The organism is Ignavibacteria bacterium (assembly GCA_017303675.1).
In the GTDB taxonomy this organism is placed as follows: domain Bacteria; phylum Bacteroidota; class Ignavibacteria; order Tepidaquicellales; family OLB5; genus OLB5.
In genome coordinates this window covers 1,113,934-1,132,469 of the sequence record JAFLBX010000002.1, presented here as the reverse complement: position 1 = coordinate 1,132,469, position 18,536 = coordinate 1,113,934, and the positions used below count along the sequence as shown (strand labels likewise).

Below are 18,536 nucleotides of genomic sequence, written 5' to 3'. Positions count from 1 at the left end.
CATCAGCTTTTTATAACGATCATTGTTAAGTCATCATGAAGCGGCCTGCCGGCACAATGCTCAATTGCCTTATCCTGAATAGTTTTTACAATTTCTTTTGATGAAAGATGTTTACACTGCTTGAGAATTTCAATAATTCGTTCCTGGCCGAGAATATCACCTGCTGGGTTCATAGCCTCTTCTAAACCATCAGTAAATATAGCTATTACCGAACCCGGTTCTATATGAATGATTTTCCTTTCATATTGCTGCCCTGGCAGTACTCCCAAAATAAGTCCCGTTGCATCAAGTGTAGAAATATTCCCCATACTATCAATCATAACCGGTGGATTGTGTCCGGCATTGATATAGTGAAATGATTTGGTAGAAGGTTCCCATGCGCCGATGAAAAGGGTAATAAATTCTGAAGATGATGTGTTCTTGTAAACGTGGTTATTAATTCTTGCAATAAATTCCGAGAAATCCTCAGTAATTTCCAGCCCAACTCTTATCGATGCCTGCAAATTTGCCATTATCATTGCAGCCCCTGCGCCTTTACCGCTTACATCAGCAATTACCATAAAGGTGTTGCCTTCATCATTGCTGATTATATCATAATAGTCACCAGCTACTTCAAAACATGGTCTTGATTCACCGTAAACTTCCAGGCCGTTAACATCAGGTATTTCCTGCGGCATCAGCCTTCGCTGAATATTACGGGCCATTTCAAGCTCTTTATCCATGCGCTTTTTATCAATATAAACTGACTGGAGGTTTAGATTCTGCAGTGCCAATGCAGTTTGTGCAGATGCCTGTGTAAGAATTTCCATATCTTCAGCCGAAAAATCTTCCTGGTTTTGTTTCTTGCCTAGATTCAAAACTCCTATCAATTCACCCTGGGATATCATAGGAATTGTAACGGATATATCATTATCTCTTACCCATTCAATTTCATTTTCGTCCACAGTAATCCTGGAGCGTTCTGAAATTTCATCCCAGTAAAACTTGTTGCCGCTTCGTATTCTGTGTATTACGCTTTCACTGTCATTATATCTGAATGGAATGCTGCCGCTGAACTGAGGGTTAAGCGCAAAAGGAATTACCGGGTTTATACCTATTGTATTGCTTACCCATTTCCCTAATTCCCGCAGGAGCTCAGTAGATTCGATTTGTCCGGAAATGCTGTTGTTATATTTTTTCAAAGCTTCAGCATATTTCGTCTTTTCCGGGTAAAATGTCTCGTCTATCCAGGTCAATATTCTTTTGTTTATCGGCGTGAATGTTAAAGAGAGCAGCAGAACTGAAACAATTATTACGGTTGGATCTCTAAGCTCAAAGAGGCTTACTGAAAGTCTTACAATTACAAATATTACAAACAGGTAAACACCAATAACTCCCACTGTAACAACAAAAACCCTGACTCTTCTTTTTAAAGCGCTTTCAGTTTCAAGAAGCTTATTCTGGAAAAATGAATTGAGGAATGTAAACGGTATGATCAATCCCCCGATCTCACAGATCAGAAATATTAACAGACTGATTAGCAAAAAATTGGCTCCCAGCTTGTTCTGTAAAATGAACTGAGTAACTATAACCAAAATCCACCCTATGCCAATTGAAATCGCCCCGAATTTTACCCCGAACAGCATTAGCCTTACCTGTCTTTTTTCAAGGGCTGTAGAAACTTTTTTCAGGTTATTTGAAAGCAGCAGCACACCAACACTCATTTGCAAAAAAAGCATCAGGAAAATTAAAAATGTAAGGATCCGGCTGTCAAAATTCATAAGTGAAGAAATTATTATAATTAACGGCAGCAGAAATATAAATAAGAGTGAAATAAATTTATTTTTTTCATAGATCCTGTTTCTGCGGGGAAAAGTAGCGAAAAGCAGAACCCAAAAACTTGGCGCAAGCCACATTATGTAGGTTATGAGCTCACGCAGAGAATCAAAATACAGGTAATTTTTTATAAATGTATCAGATGTATCACCAACATTTACAGTAGCATACATAAAGCTTCCGAAACAGAAACAAAAAAGGGCTATTAAAATAGTTTCTGTAGCATATGGACTCTTAAGTATTCCCCAAATCCCTACAAGCAAATAACTCATTAATAAAAAAACTGGAACCGTTCTGAATAACAATACCATAAGTTTTTCAAGGGGGAGAAGGGGGGCAAGCGTTAATTCATATTCTTTAATTTCAGGTCCCCTTCTTACTGTATAAATAACTTTTTCACCAATTTCTTTTCGGTTCAGATCACTTCGAATAGCGCTTAGATCTGTGACAGGTTTTCCGTTAATTTTTATAAGTGTGTCACCTGGCTGAATTCCGGAAGTATATGCAGGGTAATCTTCAGATACAGTTGTGATGATGAGGTAATCAAATTTTTCAGTTTCATTTACATACCTAACACCGGTCGAACCATCCTTATTGATATTAAAAACTGAAATAAATCCCTGTATTGCAGCCATAACCGCAAAAATTATCAGAAATAAACCGAGAAATCTGCTAAGGTAAGAAATTATCAATTTTGGGATAGAAACTTCATTCATATAATACAAAAGTAAGCAATAAAATGTAATTTTCAAGTGTAAATAATTGTTGAAAAAGGGATGAAATTGTAAATTGATTTTATTTAAAATTTTGGGGATATTTGTGTTTTATGGTAGTTTTCAAACCAATGGACAGGTAGCTCAGTAGGTAGAGCAACGGCCTGAAAAGCCGTGTGTCGCCGGTTCGATTCCGGCCCTGTCCACATACTTGGAGCAACTGCTCCTTTTTTGTTTAGTATTTTGTAAAAATGCCAATGTTTAAATTTTTCAAAAATATCAAAAACAACAATAAAGTTTGGCAGATATTGACTGAAAAGTATTTGAACGGGTTAAACGGCAGGTTTGGAAATACTGTAATAAAAATTTCTCAGGATTCATTAAAAGGAAATTTACTGTTAGTAAAAACTGATAATTCTGATGTTAGTAGTATTTTGCAAAAAAAGGAATCAGAAATATTAGCTGATATTCACAAGGAAACAGGTATTTTATTAAGCAAAATTGATTTTGTTTAATTTGTTTTCGGAATAGTTTTTTAACATTTCGGGATGTAGCGTAGTCCGGTTATCGCGCCTGCTTTGGGAGCAGGAGGTCGCAGGTTCGAATCCTGCCATCCCGACAGATTAAATATACTCCCTAGCTTAATTTTACAACTCGTTAAATCATTTTAATTCAATTCAAAGTTTTTTAAGGCTATCGCGTCCCGACACAAAGTGTCGGGGAAGGTCGTCACACCTGCTGGGTGACCATCCCGACAGATTTTATAGCCTAACAAAAAAGGACGCTTTGGCGTCCTTTTTTTGTAATCGAATTATTTAGAATGTTAAAAATCTGCTCCTATTGATATCATATATTTAGGCTTTGACCAGTTCTGCATATCATAGGTCCACGCTATATCCAGCTTCATCGGGAAATATAAGAAAAACAATCTTGTACCAATACCGGCACTCAACAGCAGATCTTTTGTTTGCAGGCTTCCGTTATTTTTATGAAAGAACTGAAGTTTTTTGGTGTCACTCCAAACTGAACCTGCATCCGCGAAAATTACCCCTTGTATATTCTGAAATCCAAGCGGTAATAAACCTAATATCAGGTATCTGAAAAGCGGGAATCTGAATTCAGCATTCATTAACGCAAACTTACTCCCTGAACGGTAGTTATAGTTGTAGCCTCTTAGCGGCATTACCGCTGTTGAAAATGCAAAGTCCTGAATATCCTCAATAGGCAGAATATCATTTTGGACTTCATAATTGATCCAGCTTTCTGTACCGCCTATATAAAAACGCTGGGGATTCTTACCGAAGCTTGCCCCGCCGTTCAGCCTTAACACAAAGTTATAATCATCAGCAATTTCAAAATAGGTCCTGTAATCTGCCAGTGCACTGAAGAAACTAACGCCGTTAGAGCCTATTTTTGGTGTTCCAAGTAATGTCAGTTTATAACGTGAACCTTTAATTGGTGCTGTATAACCCCATAAAGTGTTATCATGAACATAACTTATAGCGGGAAGTATAAAATCCAGGTTCTGCGAAGGTTCTGCCGGGTTATCCAGATTTTCTTTGGTTAAATGATTGTAAGAAAGCGCTCCTTCAATACGCTTAAATTTACTTATCGGGTATGATAGACTGATATCTCCTCCGAATGTCCGGTAACGGTATAACTGTGAAGTCGAAAAGTTTCTTCCGATAAGTAAAAACCTTGCAGAGTGGTATGCGCTTATACCCCAATCGATCCTTTTGGGAAGATAGTAATATGCAAACGCGTAATCACTGTTTTTAAGATCCAGTACAAGACTTGTTGCTACATATATTCTGTGATTTCCCAATACATCGCTGAATGCCATTTGCGCAGTTCCCTGGACTCCGTAAAAACTGCTGTAATTGGCATTACTGTAAATAAGATCAGGTGAAAATTTGATCTTGTAATTATTTACTTTGTAGCTGCCGTCCGGATTGGTGTTATCGGTCAGCTGGAATTTACTTTTATTCTTTTCCTTCAGCTTCAGGCGCTGAGAAGGTGATTGTTTAGTTGAATCAACCTTTTCAGGATTTAAATTTAATGCAACATCATCACCGTAAAGTGATTTTGTTGAGTCAGTAACAGTACTGTCAGATACAGTGTAATCAGAATTCACACCGGTGGTATCACCTGTTAAATTCATAAGTGAATCCGCAATAACCCGCATTGAATCTGTAAAAAGCTTAAGAGAATCTGACGAAGTAAGCTTTTTCATCTCGTCAATTCGTTTCTGTACAAATTGTGTATTCGGCAATTCAGTCATTGCTATATCAATTTCAAACGGATTTTCAAGATAAAAAATATCATAGCCGCCCCTGTTTAAAGCTGTAAATGCAAGCCGTTTCCCGTCTGCAGAAAGCGACAGCAGGCTTATCGGGTCCAGGGTGTTAGTTATGGGCTTTTCTTCTCCTGTTTCTAAATTACGCATCCAAATATTATCAATCCCGTTTCTGTCAGAAATATAAAGTACCTTTTTGCCGTCAGGTGAAGTAACTACACTTGATTCATTCGCATTTTTATCTTCAGTAAACCGTGAAAGCTTGCCGGCTTCAACATCATAAACATACAGATCTTTATCCTTGTAATCGTATGAATTCATATCAAAATCTGTCGGTATATCATTAAGGTTTGTATAAGTGCTTCTGTCAGAAGAGAAATATATAAGTTTACCGTCTCTTGACCACTTGGGATCTATATCGGTGAAAAGATCATTGGTTACTCTTTGTTTCTTTTTTGTTTTAAGATTGTAGATCCATATATCTGACTGCTTTGCATTATCACCGCGGTAAACTAATGAATTGTTAACCGGATTCCAGTCAACAGAAAATATTCCGTCATGTTCGATAGGCAAAACATCTTCATCGCCATCTTCAGCATCAATTATATATATTGCATCTTTATCGCCGCTTTTTACCGATATGGCTACTTTTTTACCGTCAGGTGACCAGCATAAACCCGGTGTGAGTAAATGCAGCTCTTCAAAATCAGCGGTCTGGTTCCCGCCAATTAGCTTTTTTAAAATTTTACCTGACTTGATATCTGCTATATATACACTGAAATAATCGTCACGGTTTGAAATAAATACAACCTTATCTCCTTTGGGTGAGATCGATGGAGCGGTATTGTAAAATCCGTCACCTTCACGTGAATTTGTCAAACGGTTCGCGAAATCACTCAGCTCCTGTCTTGTATTGATATCCGGCCAATATGTCTGCTTTAATGATTTATGCCATTTTTCAGATAGCTTTTCAATGCCCATATTGTAAACATCAACAAATCCTTCATCTACATCTCCCAGCGCTTTAATCTGTATCATCAGGTCGCCTATCTTTTCTTTTCCGTATTCATCAGCCAGCCATGAAAAAAAGCTCTGGCCTCCGCGATATGAAAGATACCCGTCAATATAATCAAGCGGAGGCAGGTAATCATAAATTACAGCGTCTCTAATGAACATATCATTAGCTTTATCCATTCCACCTATTGACTGGTATTCAGCCATACCCTCAGAAAACCACCCGGGGAACTGAAGAGCTATATTCTGCGAAATTATGTTCTGCAGTGAACCGCCGTAATACATATCATTCATATATGCATGAAGTAGCTCATGGTGGATCACATGGCGGAATTTTTCATAATCTCCTTCAAAGGGAACTACTATTCTGTTCTTGAAAAGCTCAGTTACGCCGCCAATTCCTTCAGATAGATATTCATCAACTGCATTATTCTGCTGGAACTCATTATGAGAATTGAATAATATGATCGGTATCCTGTTCTTAATTCCGTACCCGATATTATTTTCCAGGCTTACCAGTGAACTCTCAGCAGCAACTGCCGTGAATTGTGCAATAAACTCACCACCCTGGTTAAAATAAATATCAAAATGCTGTGATTGCAGGTATTTCCATTCAAATACCTTGTACTGCACTTTGTTTTGCCCAAACTGGGAATAGACATTTCCGGTAAGTATTAACAAAACAAATGCTGTAAGTATTGATCTTAGCAGGAATCCCGGGCTTAAAATATTTTTTAACTTCATTATTACCATTTAGTTTGGTTAATATTATGAAAATTTTTGTTAAAAAAACATATAATTATCAGAAAATATTATTTTAAGTATATTATCATTTAGTTCTAAAACCTTGCGTTTACTCCTATAGTTGGTAATACAGGGAATTGCCCAATGGGTTTCAGCTTTACCTCTAAATTTTCATCTATATAAAAATCATATCCTATAACATTCTGCCTGTTATAAACGTTTATCACATCTATATAAAATCCCCAATCAATTCCCCAGAATTTTGTATATGCTGTCGCTCTTAGATCCAGCCTGTGATAAACCGGTTTTTTATCGGCAAATTTATTTTCATTGCCTCCAAATTCAAAATCGAACTGGACAAGGTTTAGTATTGGCAATACTGCAAGTGAGTCACCAACAACTCTTGGACGGATTCCTTTAGGAAGTGTGACAGGGAAGTTTGAAGAATAATTGAACCTTGCCCCAAGCTCCAGCCAGCTTAAGAGCTTGTAGTTTGCAACAACATTTATTGAATGCCGCTGGTCATACCTGAAAGGTGTTTCAAGTCCGTTGCGCAAACGGTTTGCATAACTAAGAGAGTAGCTCAGCCACCCTGAAAATTTAGAGCTTGGGTTTACAGCCTTTTTTTCTATATAGAATTCAAAACCGTATGAATACCCGTTTGCTCCGTTTACTGGAGTAGCGGTTACAGAATCATACGGCAGCTTCTCAGAGCTGCGGTACCAGTTATCCGGGTCACGCAGATATTCTGGGTCATTATTATTTGGGTCGTACCTGTAGAATTCATACCTGTAGCCTGTTAATTGTTCCTGGACTATTAGATTTGTAAACTGCTTATAGTATGTTTCAAATTTAACAAGCAGGTCATTAGAAAGCCATCTTTCAGCTCCTAGTATATAATGTACTGAGCGCTCAGCTTCTAGCCTTTTAGCTTTTTCTTCACTTAGGTCAAAAAATATCTGGGCATCAATTAATTTTTCGTAACCGGGTGACTGGTAATAGATACCGGTTCCGGCACGCACCGTTGTAACTTTATCTATAGCATAAGATAAATTTATCCGTGGCGAGAGGTATGCTTTTTTATTAATTGCAAAATAATCAAAACGGGCTCCGAACTGTATATAAAGCTTGTCTGAAAGCTTCAGTCTATCCTGAATATAAAAATTTGCTCGGTAATAATCTTTGCCATCAAGCTGACCGTTAGAAATTGCATTAAAATTCGGGTTGTTCTGAACTATTGCTTTAAGCCTGTCATCAAGATCAAGTGTGAATTCAAGATCAGTCCGAAGTATATCAATCCCTGCGCCAATTTCAGTCTTGTGCGCACCTGATATAAAAATTGTGCTGTTCTGTATCGCATACTTTCGGAAAGTGTATTTGGATTTAAACCCTATTCCTAAAAATAACCCTAATGCCCGCAGGCTGTCGCGAACTTCAGGTGTGTATGTTTCCCTGTCAAGCACCGGGTCAAGCAGTTCGCCTCCAAACTGGGCATCACCTTTATTACGGTACCAGGAAAAAGTGGTTTTAGTAAGGAATTTTGTATTTGGCGCATAATGCCAGGCTAATCCCAATACATCATTTGATGACTGGTCACGCACCGAAACTGAGTCTTCAAGCTCTTTTGAATCACCTGGAATAATATTTACTCCGTCACGGGAATAAATTCCGTTAAGAATTAATTTATGGTCTTTAAACGGACCCAAAGTTATTTTCCCCTGTACATCTTCAAAAGAAGGGAAGGATGCGCTTTCATCTATTAAACCGGATTTCTTTGCGAATGGGTCGAGGATAAGATCGTAATAACTCCTCCTTGTTGAAACTATCCATGAACCCGGAATATTTTTAAATGGTATTTTCCCGCTGAATACCAGGTTTGCGTTCGCTATATTAACATTTGTCTGACCGGTGAAGTATTTTGTCTTGCTGCCTTCGCGGTTTGCTACTTCCAGAACTGCAGAAAGCCTGTCACCATACTTTGAAGGAAAACCGCCGGTAATTAAATTTATATCCTCAAGCGTTTCAGGGTTGAACATACTGAATACTCCGTACAGCCTGTATGGATTAAAGATCTCTATGTTATCCATTATTATAAGGTTCTGGTCAGGACCTGAACCGCGTACTATCAGCTGTGAAGAAAAATCATTCGGCGCACTTACGCCGGGTAATGTTTGTAAAGATCGCAATACATCTTCACCAACTCCGGGGATCACCCTTGTTGTTTTGGGTGAAAGATTCTGAAGACTTATCCTCATATCGTTTTGTGCCTGTCTGAAACGGTCTGAAACTACATCAATTTCTTCGGTGGAATAGCTTTCATCATCAAGAATAATATCAGTCTTTAATGTATCACCTGCAAAAACTGTGAGATTTTTCCGTTCCGCAGATTTATAACCAATTAATTCTGCTTTTAAATTATAAATACCGGGCTGAAGGTTATCTAAAATAAACTTTCCCGAGACATCTGTTTCTGTTCCTGCTTCTCGTGTATTCTCAGATGTCAATATCAGGATTGCCCCTTCAATTGCGGAACCATCAGGTTTAGTAATGGTCCCGGTTATGGTGCCTGTTTCCGGATTATCAGAATTCCGGTTTTGAGCTAAAACCAGTTGAGATAGCAGAAGAGTAAAGAAGAATAATTTGATAATATGATATGGATACATTCAGCAGATATTTACTATCAATAATGACCGAAAATAGGATTTAGTTCCTTTTTCATCATTAATTATCCAAATTTACTAAAAAATCATTGAATTTTAAGTAAATTAATGTAAATTTAACACTTTATTTATAAGATTTCTTTAAATTTTAATTTGAATAAAACTGAATATTTCATATTCACCGGTGCAATGGGAGCGGGCAAAACCACAGTTTTGAATGAACTTAAAAGCTGCGGCTTTTTGTGTATCAATGAACCTGCAAGGATTATTCTAAAAGAACAGCGTTCAGCCGGCGGCAGGGGAGTGCCGGAAACCGATCCGGAATTATTTAATGAGTTAATGCTTGAAAAAATGATCGGTGATTTCAACGAAAATCTGAATTCCGGTGAACCTGTTTTGTTTGATAGAGGTATCCCCGATGTAATTGCCTATGCAGAGCTGCTTGGAACAGATGCCTTGAAATCTAAAATTGCATCAGAGAAATATATTTATAACAGAACAGTTTTTGCTTTTAATGCCTGGAAAGAAATTTATACTAATGACGAAGAACGGAAAATGAGCTTTAATTTAGCTGAAAAGTTCGGGATAAATGTAAAAAAAATCTATAAAGATTCAGGGTATGAAATTATTGATGTTCCTTTTCTGCCTCTAAAAGAAAGAGCTGATTTCATAAAAAATATTATTATTGAAATTTATAAGGCTAAATAGAACAAAATTGTTTTAAAAAAATCCTTATAATTGAACTATAATGGATTTTTAAGTGTTATGATTTAAAACAACTCGACTGAAATTTAAACAGAATTTAGTAATTAATATTATAATGACCATTGAAAATTACAATTCTTGATGCAAGCTGCTATCTGAAAGGCTTAATGCTGCTTATCAGAAAAGACCGCAAAATTACTGATACTGAAAATTTATTATTAATGAGAATAGGCAAGTCGCTTGGGTTTGACCGGGAATTCTGCGAAAACACTATAAAGGATATCCTGAACAACAAATATGTTGAGGATTCTCCGCCGGTGTTTTCAAATAAAGAACTTGCCGAGAAATTCATTAAAGATGGACTTGCTGTAGTTTTTTCTGATAACAATATTCATCCTGAAGAAGAAAACTGGCTGATTGCAGTAGCAGAAAAAAACGGGATAGATAAGGCAGCTTATTTGGAATATAAGAATAAATATTCCGGTATTGATACTATGCTTGCAAAGCTGGAAGTTGAAGACCTTATTGTAAGCCAATAATTTATTATTTTTCCTGGATAATCTTATCTGAATTATTCCGAAAATATATTATATACCTTCATTTGTGAACCCTTTCATTAATTTAAAATGTTTATTATTATATAAATAGAGTGAATAATTTAATATGAACGATAAGAAAAAGCTTGCTCAGTTCATCCTTTTGATGGCGATCACATTCCTGATGATCTATCTTTGCTGGCTTATGATCAAGCCTCTGGTATCTGTACTGTTATGGTCATCAATACTTGTGATCATCTTTTTCCCTTTATATAAAAAGCTGGTTTCAAAAATAAAAAATCATACCTTAAGCGCAATTATAACAATACTTGCCTCTTTGCTTATATTTATTATCCCGCTTACTCTCATTTCAGCTGCGGTAGTAAATGAGCTTGCCGGAATTGCATCCACTACTGTGAGCAGCGTACAGGAAATGATCAACCATCCTGAAAGCGGGCAGCTGAAATATATATATGAATATATCAGCCGTTACGTTAATATCGAAGAATTTGTAAAATCTGATGAACTGAAAAGCCTTGCTGCCCGTTTAAGTGAAACAGCGCTCCAGGCTTCCTGGTATGTGCTTGGCGGGGTAGCAGGCACGCTGGTAAGTATCTTTTTTGCTATTTTCACTATGTATTATCTATTCAGAGATGGTGAAAAAATTGTTGCCGATCTTCCAAATATCCTTCCGCTTGAAAATGACCAGGCAAAAGAGCTGATAAAAAGTACAAGCGATCTTATTAGCGCAACAATTCGGGGTTCACTTATGGTAGCATTAATTCAGGGCGTCCTTGCAGGCTTTATGTTCTGGATTCTTGGTATCCCAAGTTACCTGGTGTTGGGTATGGTAACAATGATATTTGCACTGATACCGACAGGAGGTACTGCTTTTGTAACCGGTCCGGTAATAATAATACTTGCGCTGACTGGCGAATACTGGAAAGCCGGAGTCCTGCTTATTTATGCCTCACTGGTTATCGGAATGGTGGATAACTTCCTGCTGCCAAGGCTGATAAAACAAAAAGCTAAAATGAATGAGCTTTTTGTTTTCTTCTCAGTAATTGGAGGTATACAGTTATTCGGAATACTGGGATTATTCCTCGGTCCAATAATACTTGCAATTGCAATTGGATTACTTACAGTATTCAAAGGCGGTAAAATAAATAAGGAACAGATCACGGTGCAGTAATCAAAAGGCAAAAGAAAATTCATAAATACAAAAAGTTATTTATATTTAGACTATTGTCTGTTTACTTTTTTGTTATATAAAATGACCTGTTTACCTTGTTGTGCGAGAATGTATGTTTTGAAGTTAGCTTTTCAGTTTTTTTTGTATTCTTGTTGACCGCAATCCCCATTTTATTTATGGACTCCTTAATTTTTTGATCATCTCCGGTCTTATCCTTTATCAACTGTTCCATAGCTGAATTTTCATCTGAATTATCGGTTCCTGTTGTATTTTTGATTGCAGGGTTATTTTTATTAATTTTTTTCATTTCTTACCTTTTATATTTCCATCAATATACGTCCAATAAATACAGTAAACCACATATTAAAAAAGGCGGTCTTTAAAAAGATCGCCTTTTTAGAAATTCAATTTATAATTTGTTTATGCAGCCTTCATATCCTTTGTAGGGTAACTTTCAGGATACAATAAGCATTTAACTTCATGAGTTGACTGGTTCAATGATGCAAGCAGCGGCCTTATGTGTTCGCATTCGCCTTTAATGATTTTCGGGCAGCGCGGGTGGAAATAACATCCCGTTGGAACATTTGCAGGAGAAGGAACATCACCTGTCAGAATGATACGTTTGCGTTTTTGTTTCGGGTCAGGTATTGGAACAGCTGAAAGCAGAGCTTCTGAGTAAGGATGTTTGGTATTTGCATAAAGCTCTTTACAGTCAGAAATTTCTACTATCTGCCCGAGATACATTACTGCAACCCTGTCACTTATATGTTCAACTACAGATAGGTCGTGTGAAATAAACAGGTAAGTTAAGCCTAATTCTTTCTGCAGGTCCTGCAATAGATTTATGATCTGTGACTGAATGGATACATCCAAAGCTGATACAGGTTCATCGCAAACTATGAATTTCGGCTCTACAGAAAGCGCTCTTGCTATCCCGATACGCTGTCTTTGTCCGCCTGAAAATTCATGGGGATACCTTCTTGCATGAAGCCTGGATAAACCAACTCTTTCAAGCAGGTCCATTACCATTTTTTCAGCTTTTTCGCCTTCGGCAATTTCATGATATTTTAAAATTTCAGTTATCATACCGCCTACAGTCATTCTTGGATTAAGCGATGAATACGGGTCCTGGAAAATGATCTGCATATCTTTGCGGAGCTTTTTAAGATCATTGTTATCCATTGCGGTAACATCTTTGCCCTCAAACTCAACTTTTCCGCCGGTAGGCTCTATAAGCCTTAAAAGTGTTCTGCCGATAGTTGTTTTTCCGCATCCTGATTCACCAACCAGCCCAAGGGTTTCACCCTTGTTGATCTTGAATGATACGTCATCCACAGCTTTAACATAACCAACGGTTTTTGAAAGAAGACCCTTTTTGATAGGGAAGTACTTCTTGAGGTTTTCTACATTCAGCAGGATTTCAGGCATATTTTATCACTTTTTATCTATTTTTATAAAATATATCATTTAATATATGTTTTATACTTAAAAATTTCAATGTTATTTTCAGTTTTTACGCCTAGACGGCTTTAATCGTATTAAGTCTGTTCTTCAGCAGCTTAAGGTTTTCATTGATTTTATTCAGGTCTTCGGAGATCAGGTTTATTTCTTCTTCAACTGTAATGTTCTTCAGCTGTTCACGGATTTTTGCAAGCTCCTTAATTTCTTCTTCTTTATTGGTCTCTTCCATACCGTTTATGATAACACCGATGAATAAATTCAGCATGATCATTGTACCTAGCAGTATAAAGCTTACAAAATAAACCGGGGCTGCTATCGGGTGAGCCGAAGGAACCCTGGCAACATCAGGAAAATTCTCATAACCGTAAACATCTGAACCGAATACCTGAGTGTTCATAAAATCTATCCATCCTTCAAGAGTAATGGTCTTGAACAGGGTCATCATGGAAACCTGAAGTGTGCCGAAATGCATCGGGTCATTCTGACCGAACATGAATGTTCCAATTACCGCGTAAATGTAAAAAAGAAGTGAAAGCAGTATTCCAACATAACTCATAGAAGGGATACTTTTAAGCAATGCGCCGACAAGTATCTGCAGCTTTGGCAGCGCGCTTACCAGCCTGAATACCCTTAATATCCTCGCAAGCCTTAGTACTGCAATGTAGGCTCCGCCTACGGGCATAAAACATACTGCCACAATTATGAAATCAAATACATTCCAGCCGTCGTAAAAAAATTCCCATGGCTTAGAGCCTTTTGCACCGATCTTTAACAGGATCTCAGCAACAAATATGTATAAAATTATCTGGTCAAGCAGGTGCAGTAGCGCACCGTGGGTTTCCATCAGCCCATGGTAAGTTTCCAGTCCCACAACAACACCTGCGGCAACAATAACCCCTATAATAAAATACTGGAAGCTTTTTGAATCAACGATCTTTCTGAAATATTCTGCCATAATTTTTAAAAATTTTATTACGAATATATTTAAAAAAGGGAACAACTTTCAACGAAAAACTGTGTGTAGTTTAGAAGTTAATACTTAATAAGGTTCGAAATTGTATAAACCGAAGCAGTTTCACTGCGGTATTTTCGCTTCCCAAGATCCAGAACTTTAAATCCTTTTGAAACTGCAAGCTCTGTTTCTTCTTTCGTAAAACCGCCTTCCGGACCTATGAACAGATCAATTGAAGTCAAGCCATCGGGTATATCCTCTAACTTTATCCTGCTGTGTATTTCTTTTTCATCTGCAATCAGCCTTAAACCGGCATTGGAATTATTTACAGATTCGGAAAAATTAACCGGTGAATACACTATAGGCAAAATGCAGCGCTGTGACTGCTTCATTGCAGAAAGAGCAATAGCCTGCCATCTTTCGGTTTTATCTGTGGTTTTGTTTATAGTGTTTTCAGTTATTACTGTATGAAATGAATTTACTCCAAGCTCAACTGATTTTTCAATTGAAAACTCCAGCCTGTCGGGATTTTTTATCAATCCCTGGTAAAGATTAATCTTGGTTTTTGGCTCATTAATAAAACTGAAGCTTTCTTTTATGCTGCATTCAATAATGTTCTTTGCTATTGCGCCAATATTACATTTATATACCATTCCGCAGCCATCAGTCACAAAAATTTCTTCACCGGATTGTTTACGCAGAACGCGAGCAAGATGTTTTGCTTCATCATCAACAATGGTTAATGAGCTTTGTGATATATACTGCTTAGATGTATAGTAATATTCCATTTTAAAATTTAGCTGATAAGCTGAACCCAACCTGGCCTACTGTAGGCTTTCCAAGTCTGAAAACCCAGTCAGCCCTTAATACATAACCAAAAGGAGCAATAACATTTAACCCTATTCCTGCCCCGTTGTAAAACCGTTTTGATGATATTTTTTCATCCTTATACCACACCGTGCCGATATCGTAAATCAAAGTAAAATAAAGCCCGTGCCGTATATCAAGATTTTTTACAATCGGGATATCCTTAACTATCATCATATCCTTACCACGGATATATCTTGGCTTAATTATCGGTATCCTTACTTCATTATAAATTGTAAATACATTATCACCTTCATAGGCTTTACCTTTCCATCCGCGAACGTAATCTTCGCTGTATCCAAGATATTCATGGTTGTATACCGGAATATCTGCGCCAACAGCAAGACTGGTATATAGTCTTGAAGCCATAGTAATATAATAATTTTTTGAAAAGTGAACGGGAATGAAGCTCTGGCTTTCCAGTGAATACCTTCCAAAATTTACTTCTTCATCAATAAACCCGAACCTTTCAAATTTTGTGCTTAGCAGCAAACCTTTTGTTGCATATTCATTTATATCCCTGCTGTCCCATCCAATTCCGGCACCAAGTGTTATATACCTGTCAACTCCGTCATCTGATACAGTTCTTCCTGGTGCGAATTTAGTAACGCGCAGATGATTGAACTTGAATTCTGTGAATACTGAAAAATTCTTGCCAAAATACCTGCCTAGGACTAATTCAGCTTTATATTGAATATTTTCATAGTTGCTGTCATTATATGCTATAGTATTTGAACCGCTTTCTCTTCCCACTGCTGAAAGGCTGCGGTTTCTTTGGCGCTGCCAGGCGCCGTTTATTCCCATAAAAAGGTGCAGCTTTTCGCCTATCCATGGTACGTAGTAGCCAAGGTTAACGGACGGATTATAAAAAACCCTGAACCCTGCATTAACCCTTTCATTCCTTCCCCTGAAATTATCCCATCTTAAATTTAAGCTTAGCCATATTTTCTTCCATTCACCTTCCTCGATTCCTGCATTAGGCAGGGGCAGAATATACCACCTTTCTTTTACATCTACATTCAGAGCAATTTCTTTTTCTCCCATTGGAACAGGTATAATATCTACCTTTGTGAATAAAGCCAGGTTATATATGTTCAGCAGGTCTTCGGAATATTTTTCCAGCGTGAACTTGCTGCCCTTTTTAAGGCTCATCTCACGGGTAATGATATCATCCTTTGTAGTTTTGTTGCCGGTGATAATAATGCTGTTCACTTTCAGGTTAAGTGAATCAACCGTCAGCGCGCTTTTTTCAAACTGCTGCTTCAGCGAATCATTAAGCTCTTGGTTATACGGGTCAATGTTATTTTGCGCAAATAAGATGAAAGGGGAAATGAGTATTAATAAAAATAGATATTTCAAATTAATCCTATTATAAATTATATTTCTTTTTTAGTTCAAGGGCATGGGGGAAATTAGGGAATGCCTTCAATGCAGTTTCTATATATTTTTTAGCATCTTCATTTCTGCCGATACTCAGCAGGTATGAAGCAGATGCTGAAAGCATCATTGCATAAGAACGCATCAGTGTTTCATAATAATAATCTTTAGGCGGGGCAGGGGAGAATTTGAAATCATAAATACTGTAATCCTTTACAGTATTGTTTACAAATTCATTTTTAGGAACTAATCTGAAAAGCAGCCCGTCAGGAAGGCGTAAATAATCCTGTGCGAAAGGCTCATTTTTATTCTGTTCTATTTCCCATGTAATGTAGCTTCTTCTGTTCGGATTATTTTTAACAAAGCTGGTCATCATTTCTTCGAACAGCCGCATTATATTACGTGTATCGTAGGGAATATCATGCTCAAATTTATACAGCTCAGGCAAAAATCTTTCGATTTCTGCGCGTGAATTATTGTAAACTTCAGGGTAATTGTTTTCAAGGTACTTAAAGTACCAGCTTCTGCGAAGCAGCTCTTTATCTATAATTACAAGGTCAGGTCTGATCTTTTTTACGAACTGGTAATACCAGCTTGCCGATACCCAGAAATCCCATTGCGATGAAATTACTATGCTGTTTGGTTCAGCATTTTTAAAAACATTCATTGTGAACTCTTCGATATAGTAATTTTTGCTTTCATCGTTGCCTGCGTAATTTGTGTTAATGGCTATAAAGGAAGCGAATATTATCACCAGGCCGAAGGCCAGACGCTGTGCATTTGTTTTAAGCATCACAGCAAGCTTTGTGTAAATGAAAACAGCTCCGAAACCCATCCATACAGCAAGTGTAATGTATGCTAACAGGAAGTATGAATATATATCATTGATATCATAGTTTATTGAATAAAACAGGCAGCCGAAAAATGTCAGGAATGTAAAGTAATATATACGTGTGTTGAACCTTGATAGGAAGTAAATTCCCAGGATCGAAAGAAGTACAAGCCCTGAACCGAATTCACCCCAAAGTGAAGCCGAAAACTTTTTAAATTGTGTACTTACAATTTCCGCGGAGCCTGATATCAGCAGGTAACCAAGTACACATACAATTACAAAGAAAACAAAATGCAGGTTTGCATTAAGCGTTTTCTGTTTTACAAGTCCATATACTGCCAGACCCACCGTAGTGCCTGTGAGGAGTAAAAAGGCGGGTATTGAGCCTTTTGCGCTGAAGATCCAAACCGAGAACTGTTTGCCTGTTACATGCCAGTAAAAACGCTCAAAGTTATACGGGTTGCCCCATATGAATGTCGGGTTCATGTTCGCTCGTATAGGCAGGTAAAGGTAAACCGAAAATCCAACAATAAAACAAACTGCCATGAATGCGAGCAGTTTATAGAGCCTTTGTTTATCATATACATTTGTATAGAAAAACAGTGTGAGGCAGGCAGGAGCTAAAAGAATTGTTGTTAAATGATTTGTGAATGAAAGTCCGAGTAAAAAAGAAAAGATCAAATAGTATTTATTCTGCTGAATGAATGTTCCTTCATTTGAGCCTCGCTTTGTGTTCAGTACAGCTTTAAGGAATACAAGCATTAATGTTACCAGGAAAAAAACATGCAGCGGGTAAACTTCAACAGAGTTTGCTGAATTCCAGTATGTCTTGCTGAAAGCAAGCACAAGCGCTGAAAATCCGGCTACAGTATATACTATAATTTCAGGGATTGAAGAAACTTTTTCTTTTACTGCTGCTGCAGGTGATTTAGCGCTTTTATTTTTAGGCTGCTTTGAAGCCGGTTTATCTTCGGGTATACTGCCGTTTTGCATCAGGAATTTAACAAGTATGTAAAACATAAATACCCCAAGTGAACAGAAAAACGCGCTCATTAAATTGAGCCTGTATATTTCACTCGAGCCTATTGGCAGCAGTGTGAATATGTGACCAACGATAGTAAATAACGGGTAACCTGTTGGGTGTGCTATACCAAGTGTAGTAGCAACGGCAGCTAGCTCGCCGCTATCAATAAACCAAACTGTCGGTGCAAGTGTCATAATATAGACCGTAAAGGCTATAATTCCAGCAATTATACCGTATATATAAGTAAACTTTTTCATCAATATTCTGCAAATATATACAGATTTTTATTAATTTAAAGGCTATTCAAACAGTGTCGGCAGAAATATGATGTTGTATTGAGCGCTGGCT

At 37.4% G+C, this 18,536-nt stretch carries 13 protein-coding genes and 2 tRNA genes; 6 read left to right on the top strand and 9 right to left on the bottom strand.

What is annotated here, in order from left to right; genetic code table 11:
• Window positions 1-2: 2 nt before the first annotated feature.
• The gene (locus tag J0M37_14510) at window positions 3-2,450 is read right to left on the bottom strand and encodes a SpoIIE family protein phosphatase (protein MBN8586298.1); all 2,448 of its coding nucleotides are present in this window, start codon (window positions 2,448-2,450) and stop codon (window positions 3-5) included.
• Window positions 2,451-2,661: 211 nt separating this feature from the next.
• Between J0M37_14510 and J0M37_14505 the strand changes: the two genes are divergently transcribed.
• From J0M37_14505 to J0M37_14495, 3 genes are all read left to right on the top strand, one after another.
• A tRNA-Phe gene (locus J0M37_14505) sits at window positions 2,662-2,734 on the top strand.
• A gap of 45 nt (window positions 2,735-2,779) precedes the next feature.
• The gene (locus J0M37_14500) at window positions 2,780-3,043 is read left to right on the top strand and encodes a hypothetical protein (protein ID MBN8586297.1); all 264 of its coding nucleotides are present in this window, start codon (window positions 2,780-2,782) and stop codon (window positions 3,041-3,043) included.
• Window positions 3,044-3,072: 29 nt separating this feature from the next.
• Window positions 3,073-3,147 (top strand) — tRNA-Pro (locus J0M37_14495).
• Window positions 3,148-3,351: 204 nt separating this feature from the next.
• Here J0M37_14495 and J0M37_14490 read toward each other — a convergent pair.
• Window positions 3,352-6,582 carry a PD40 domain-containing protein gene (locus J0M37_14490; GenBank protein MBN8586296.1) on the bottom strand — a complete coding sequence of 1,077 codons (3,231 nt, stop codon included), beginning with the start codon at window positions 6,580-6,582 and terminating at the stop codon, window positions 3,352-3,354.
• Between the two features lie 95 nt (window positions 6,583-6,677).
• Window positions 6,678-9,245, bottom strand: coding sequence for a TonB-dependent receptor (locus tag J0M37_14485; GenBank protein MBN8586295.1), 2,568 nt, complete (start codon window positions 9,243-9,245; stop codon window positions 6,678-6,680).
• A 150-nt stretch (window positions 9,246-9,395) separates the two neighbouring features.
• Between J0M37_14485 and J0M37_14480 the strand changes: the two genes are divergently transcribed.
• The 3 genes from J0M37_14480 (at window position 9,396) to J0M37_14470 (ending at window position 11,675) form a co-directional block, all read left to right on the top strand.
• Complete coding sequence (locus tag J0M37_14480) at window positions 9,396-9,950, top strand: AAA family ATPase (GenBank protein ID MBN8586294.1); 555 nt, start codon at window positions 9,396-9,398, stop codon at window positions 9,948-9,950.
• Window positions 9,951-10,069: 119 nt separating this feature from the next.
• Window positions 10,070-10,486, top strand: coding sequence for a hypothetical protein (locus J0M37_14475; GenBank protein MBN8586293.1), 417 nt, complete (start codon window positions 10,070-10,072; stop codon window positions 10,484-10,486).
• Window positions 10,487-10,610: 124 nt separating this feature from the next.
• Window positions 10,611-11,675 carry an AI-2E family transporter gene (locus tag J0M37_14470; GenBank protein ID MBN8586292.1) on the top strand — a complete coding sequence of 355 codons (1,065 nt, stop codon included), beginning with the start codon at window positions 10,611-10,613 and terminating at the stop codon, window positions 11,673-11,675.
• Between the two features lie 61 nt (window positions 11,676-11,736).
• Here the strand turns inward: J0M37_14470 and J0M37_14465 are convergent, their stop codons facing one another.
• The 6 genes from J0M37_14465 to J0M37_14440 all read right to left on the bottom strand — a co-directional run bounded on the left by J0M37_14465 (window position 11,737) and on the right by J0M37_14440 (window position 18,445).
• Window positions 11,737-11,982, bottom strand: a complete 246-nt coding sequence (locus J0M37_14465; protein MBN8586291.1) for a hypothetical protein — start codon at window positions 11,980-11,982, stop codon at window positions 11,737-11,739.
• A 113-nt stretch (window positions 11,983-12,095) separates the two neighbouring features.
• Entirely contained in the window at window positions 12,096-13,103 is a 1,008-nt protein-coding gene (locus tag J0M37_14460) for an ATP-binding cassette domain-containing protein (GenBank protein ID MBN8586290.1), read from the bottom strand.
• Between the two features lie 91 nt (window positions 13,104-13,194).
• Complete coding sequence (locus J0M37_14455; GenBank protein MBN8586289.1) at window positions 13,195-14,091, bottom strand: ion transporter; 897 nt, start codon at window positions 14,089-14,091, stop codon at window positions 13,195-13,197.
• A gap of 77 nt (window positions 14,092-14,168) precedes the next feature.
• The gene (locus tag J0M37_14450) at window positions 14,169-14,876 is read right to left on the bottom strand and encodes a 16S rRNA (uracil(1498)-N(3))-methyltransferase (GenBank protein MBN8586288.1); all 708 of its coding nucleotides are present in this window, start codon (window positions 14,874-14,876) and stop codon (window positions 14,169-14,171) included.
• A 1-nt stretch (window position 14,877) separates the two neighbouring features.
• On the bottom strand, window positions 14,878-16,314 hold the full coding sequence (locus J0M37_14445) for a hypothetical protein (protein ID MBN8586287.1): 1,437 nt from the start codon (window positions 16,312-16,314) through the stop codon (window positions 14,878-14,880).
• Window positions 16,315-16,324: 10 nt separating this feature from the next.
• Complete coding sequence (locus J0M37_14440) at window positions 16,325-18,445, bottom strand: DUF2723 domain-containing protein (protein ID MBN8586286.1); 2,121 nt, start codon at window positions 18,443-18,445, stop codon at window positions 16,325-16,327.
• Between the last annotated feature and the right edge of the window lie 91 nt (window positions 18,446-18,536).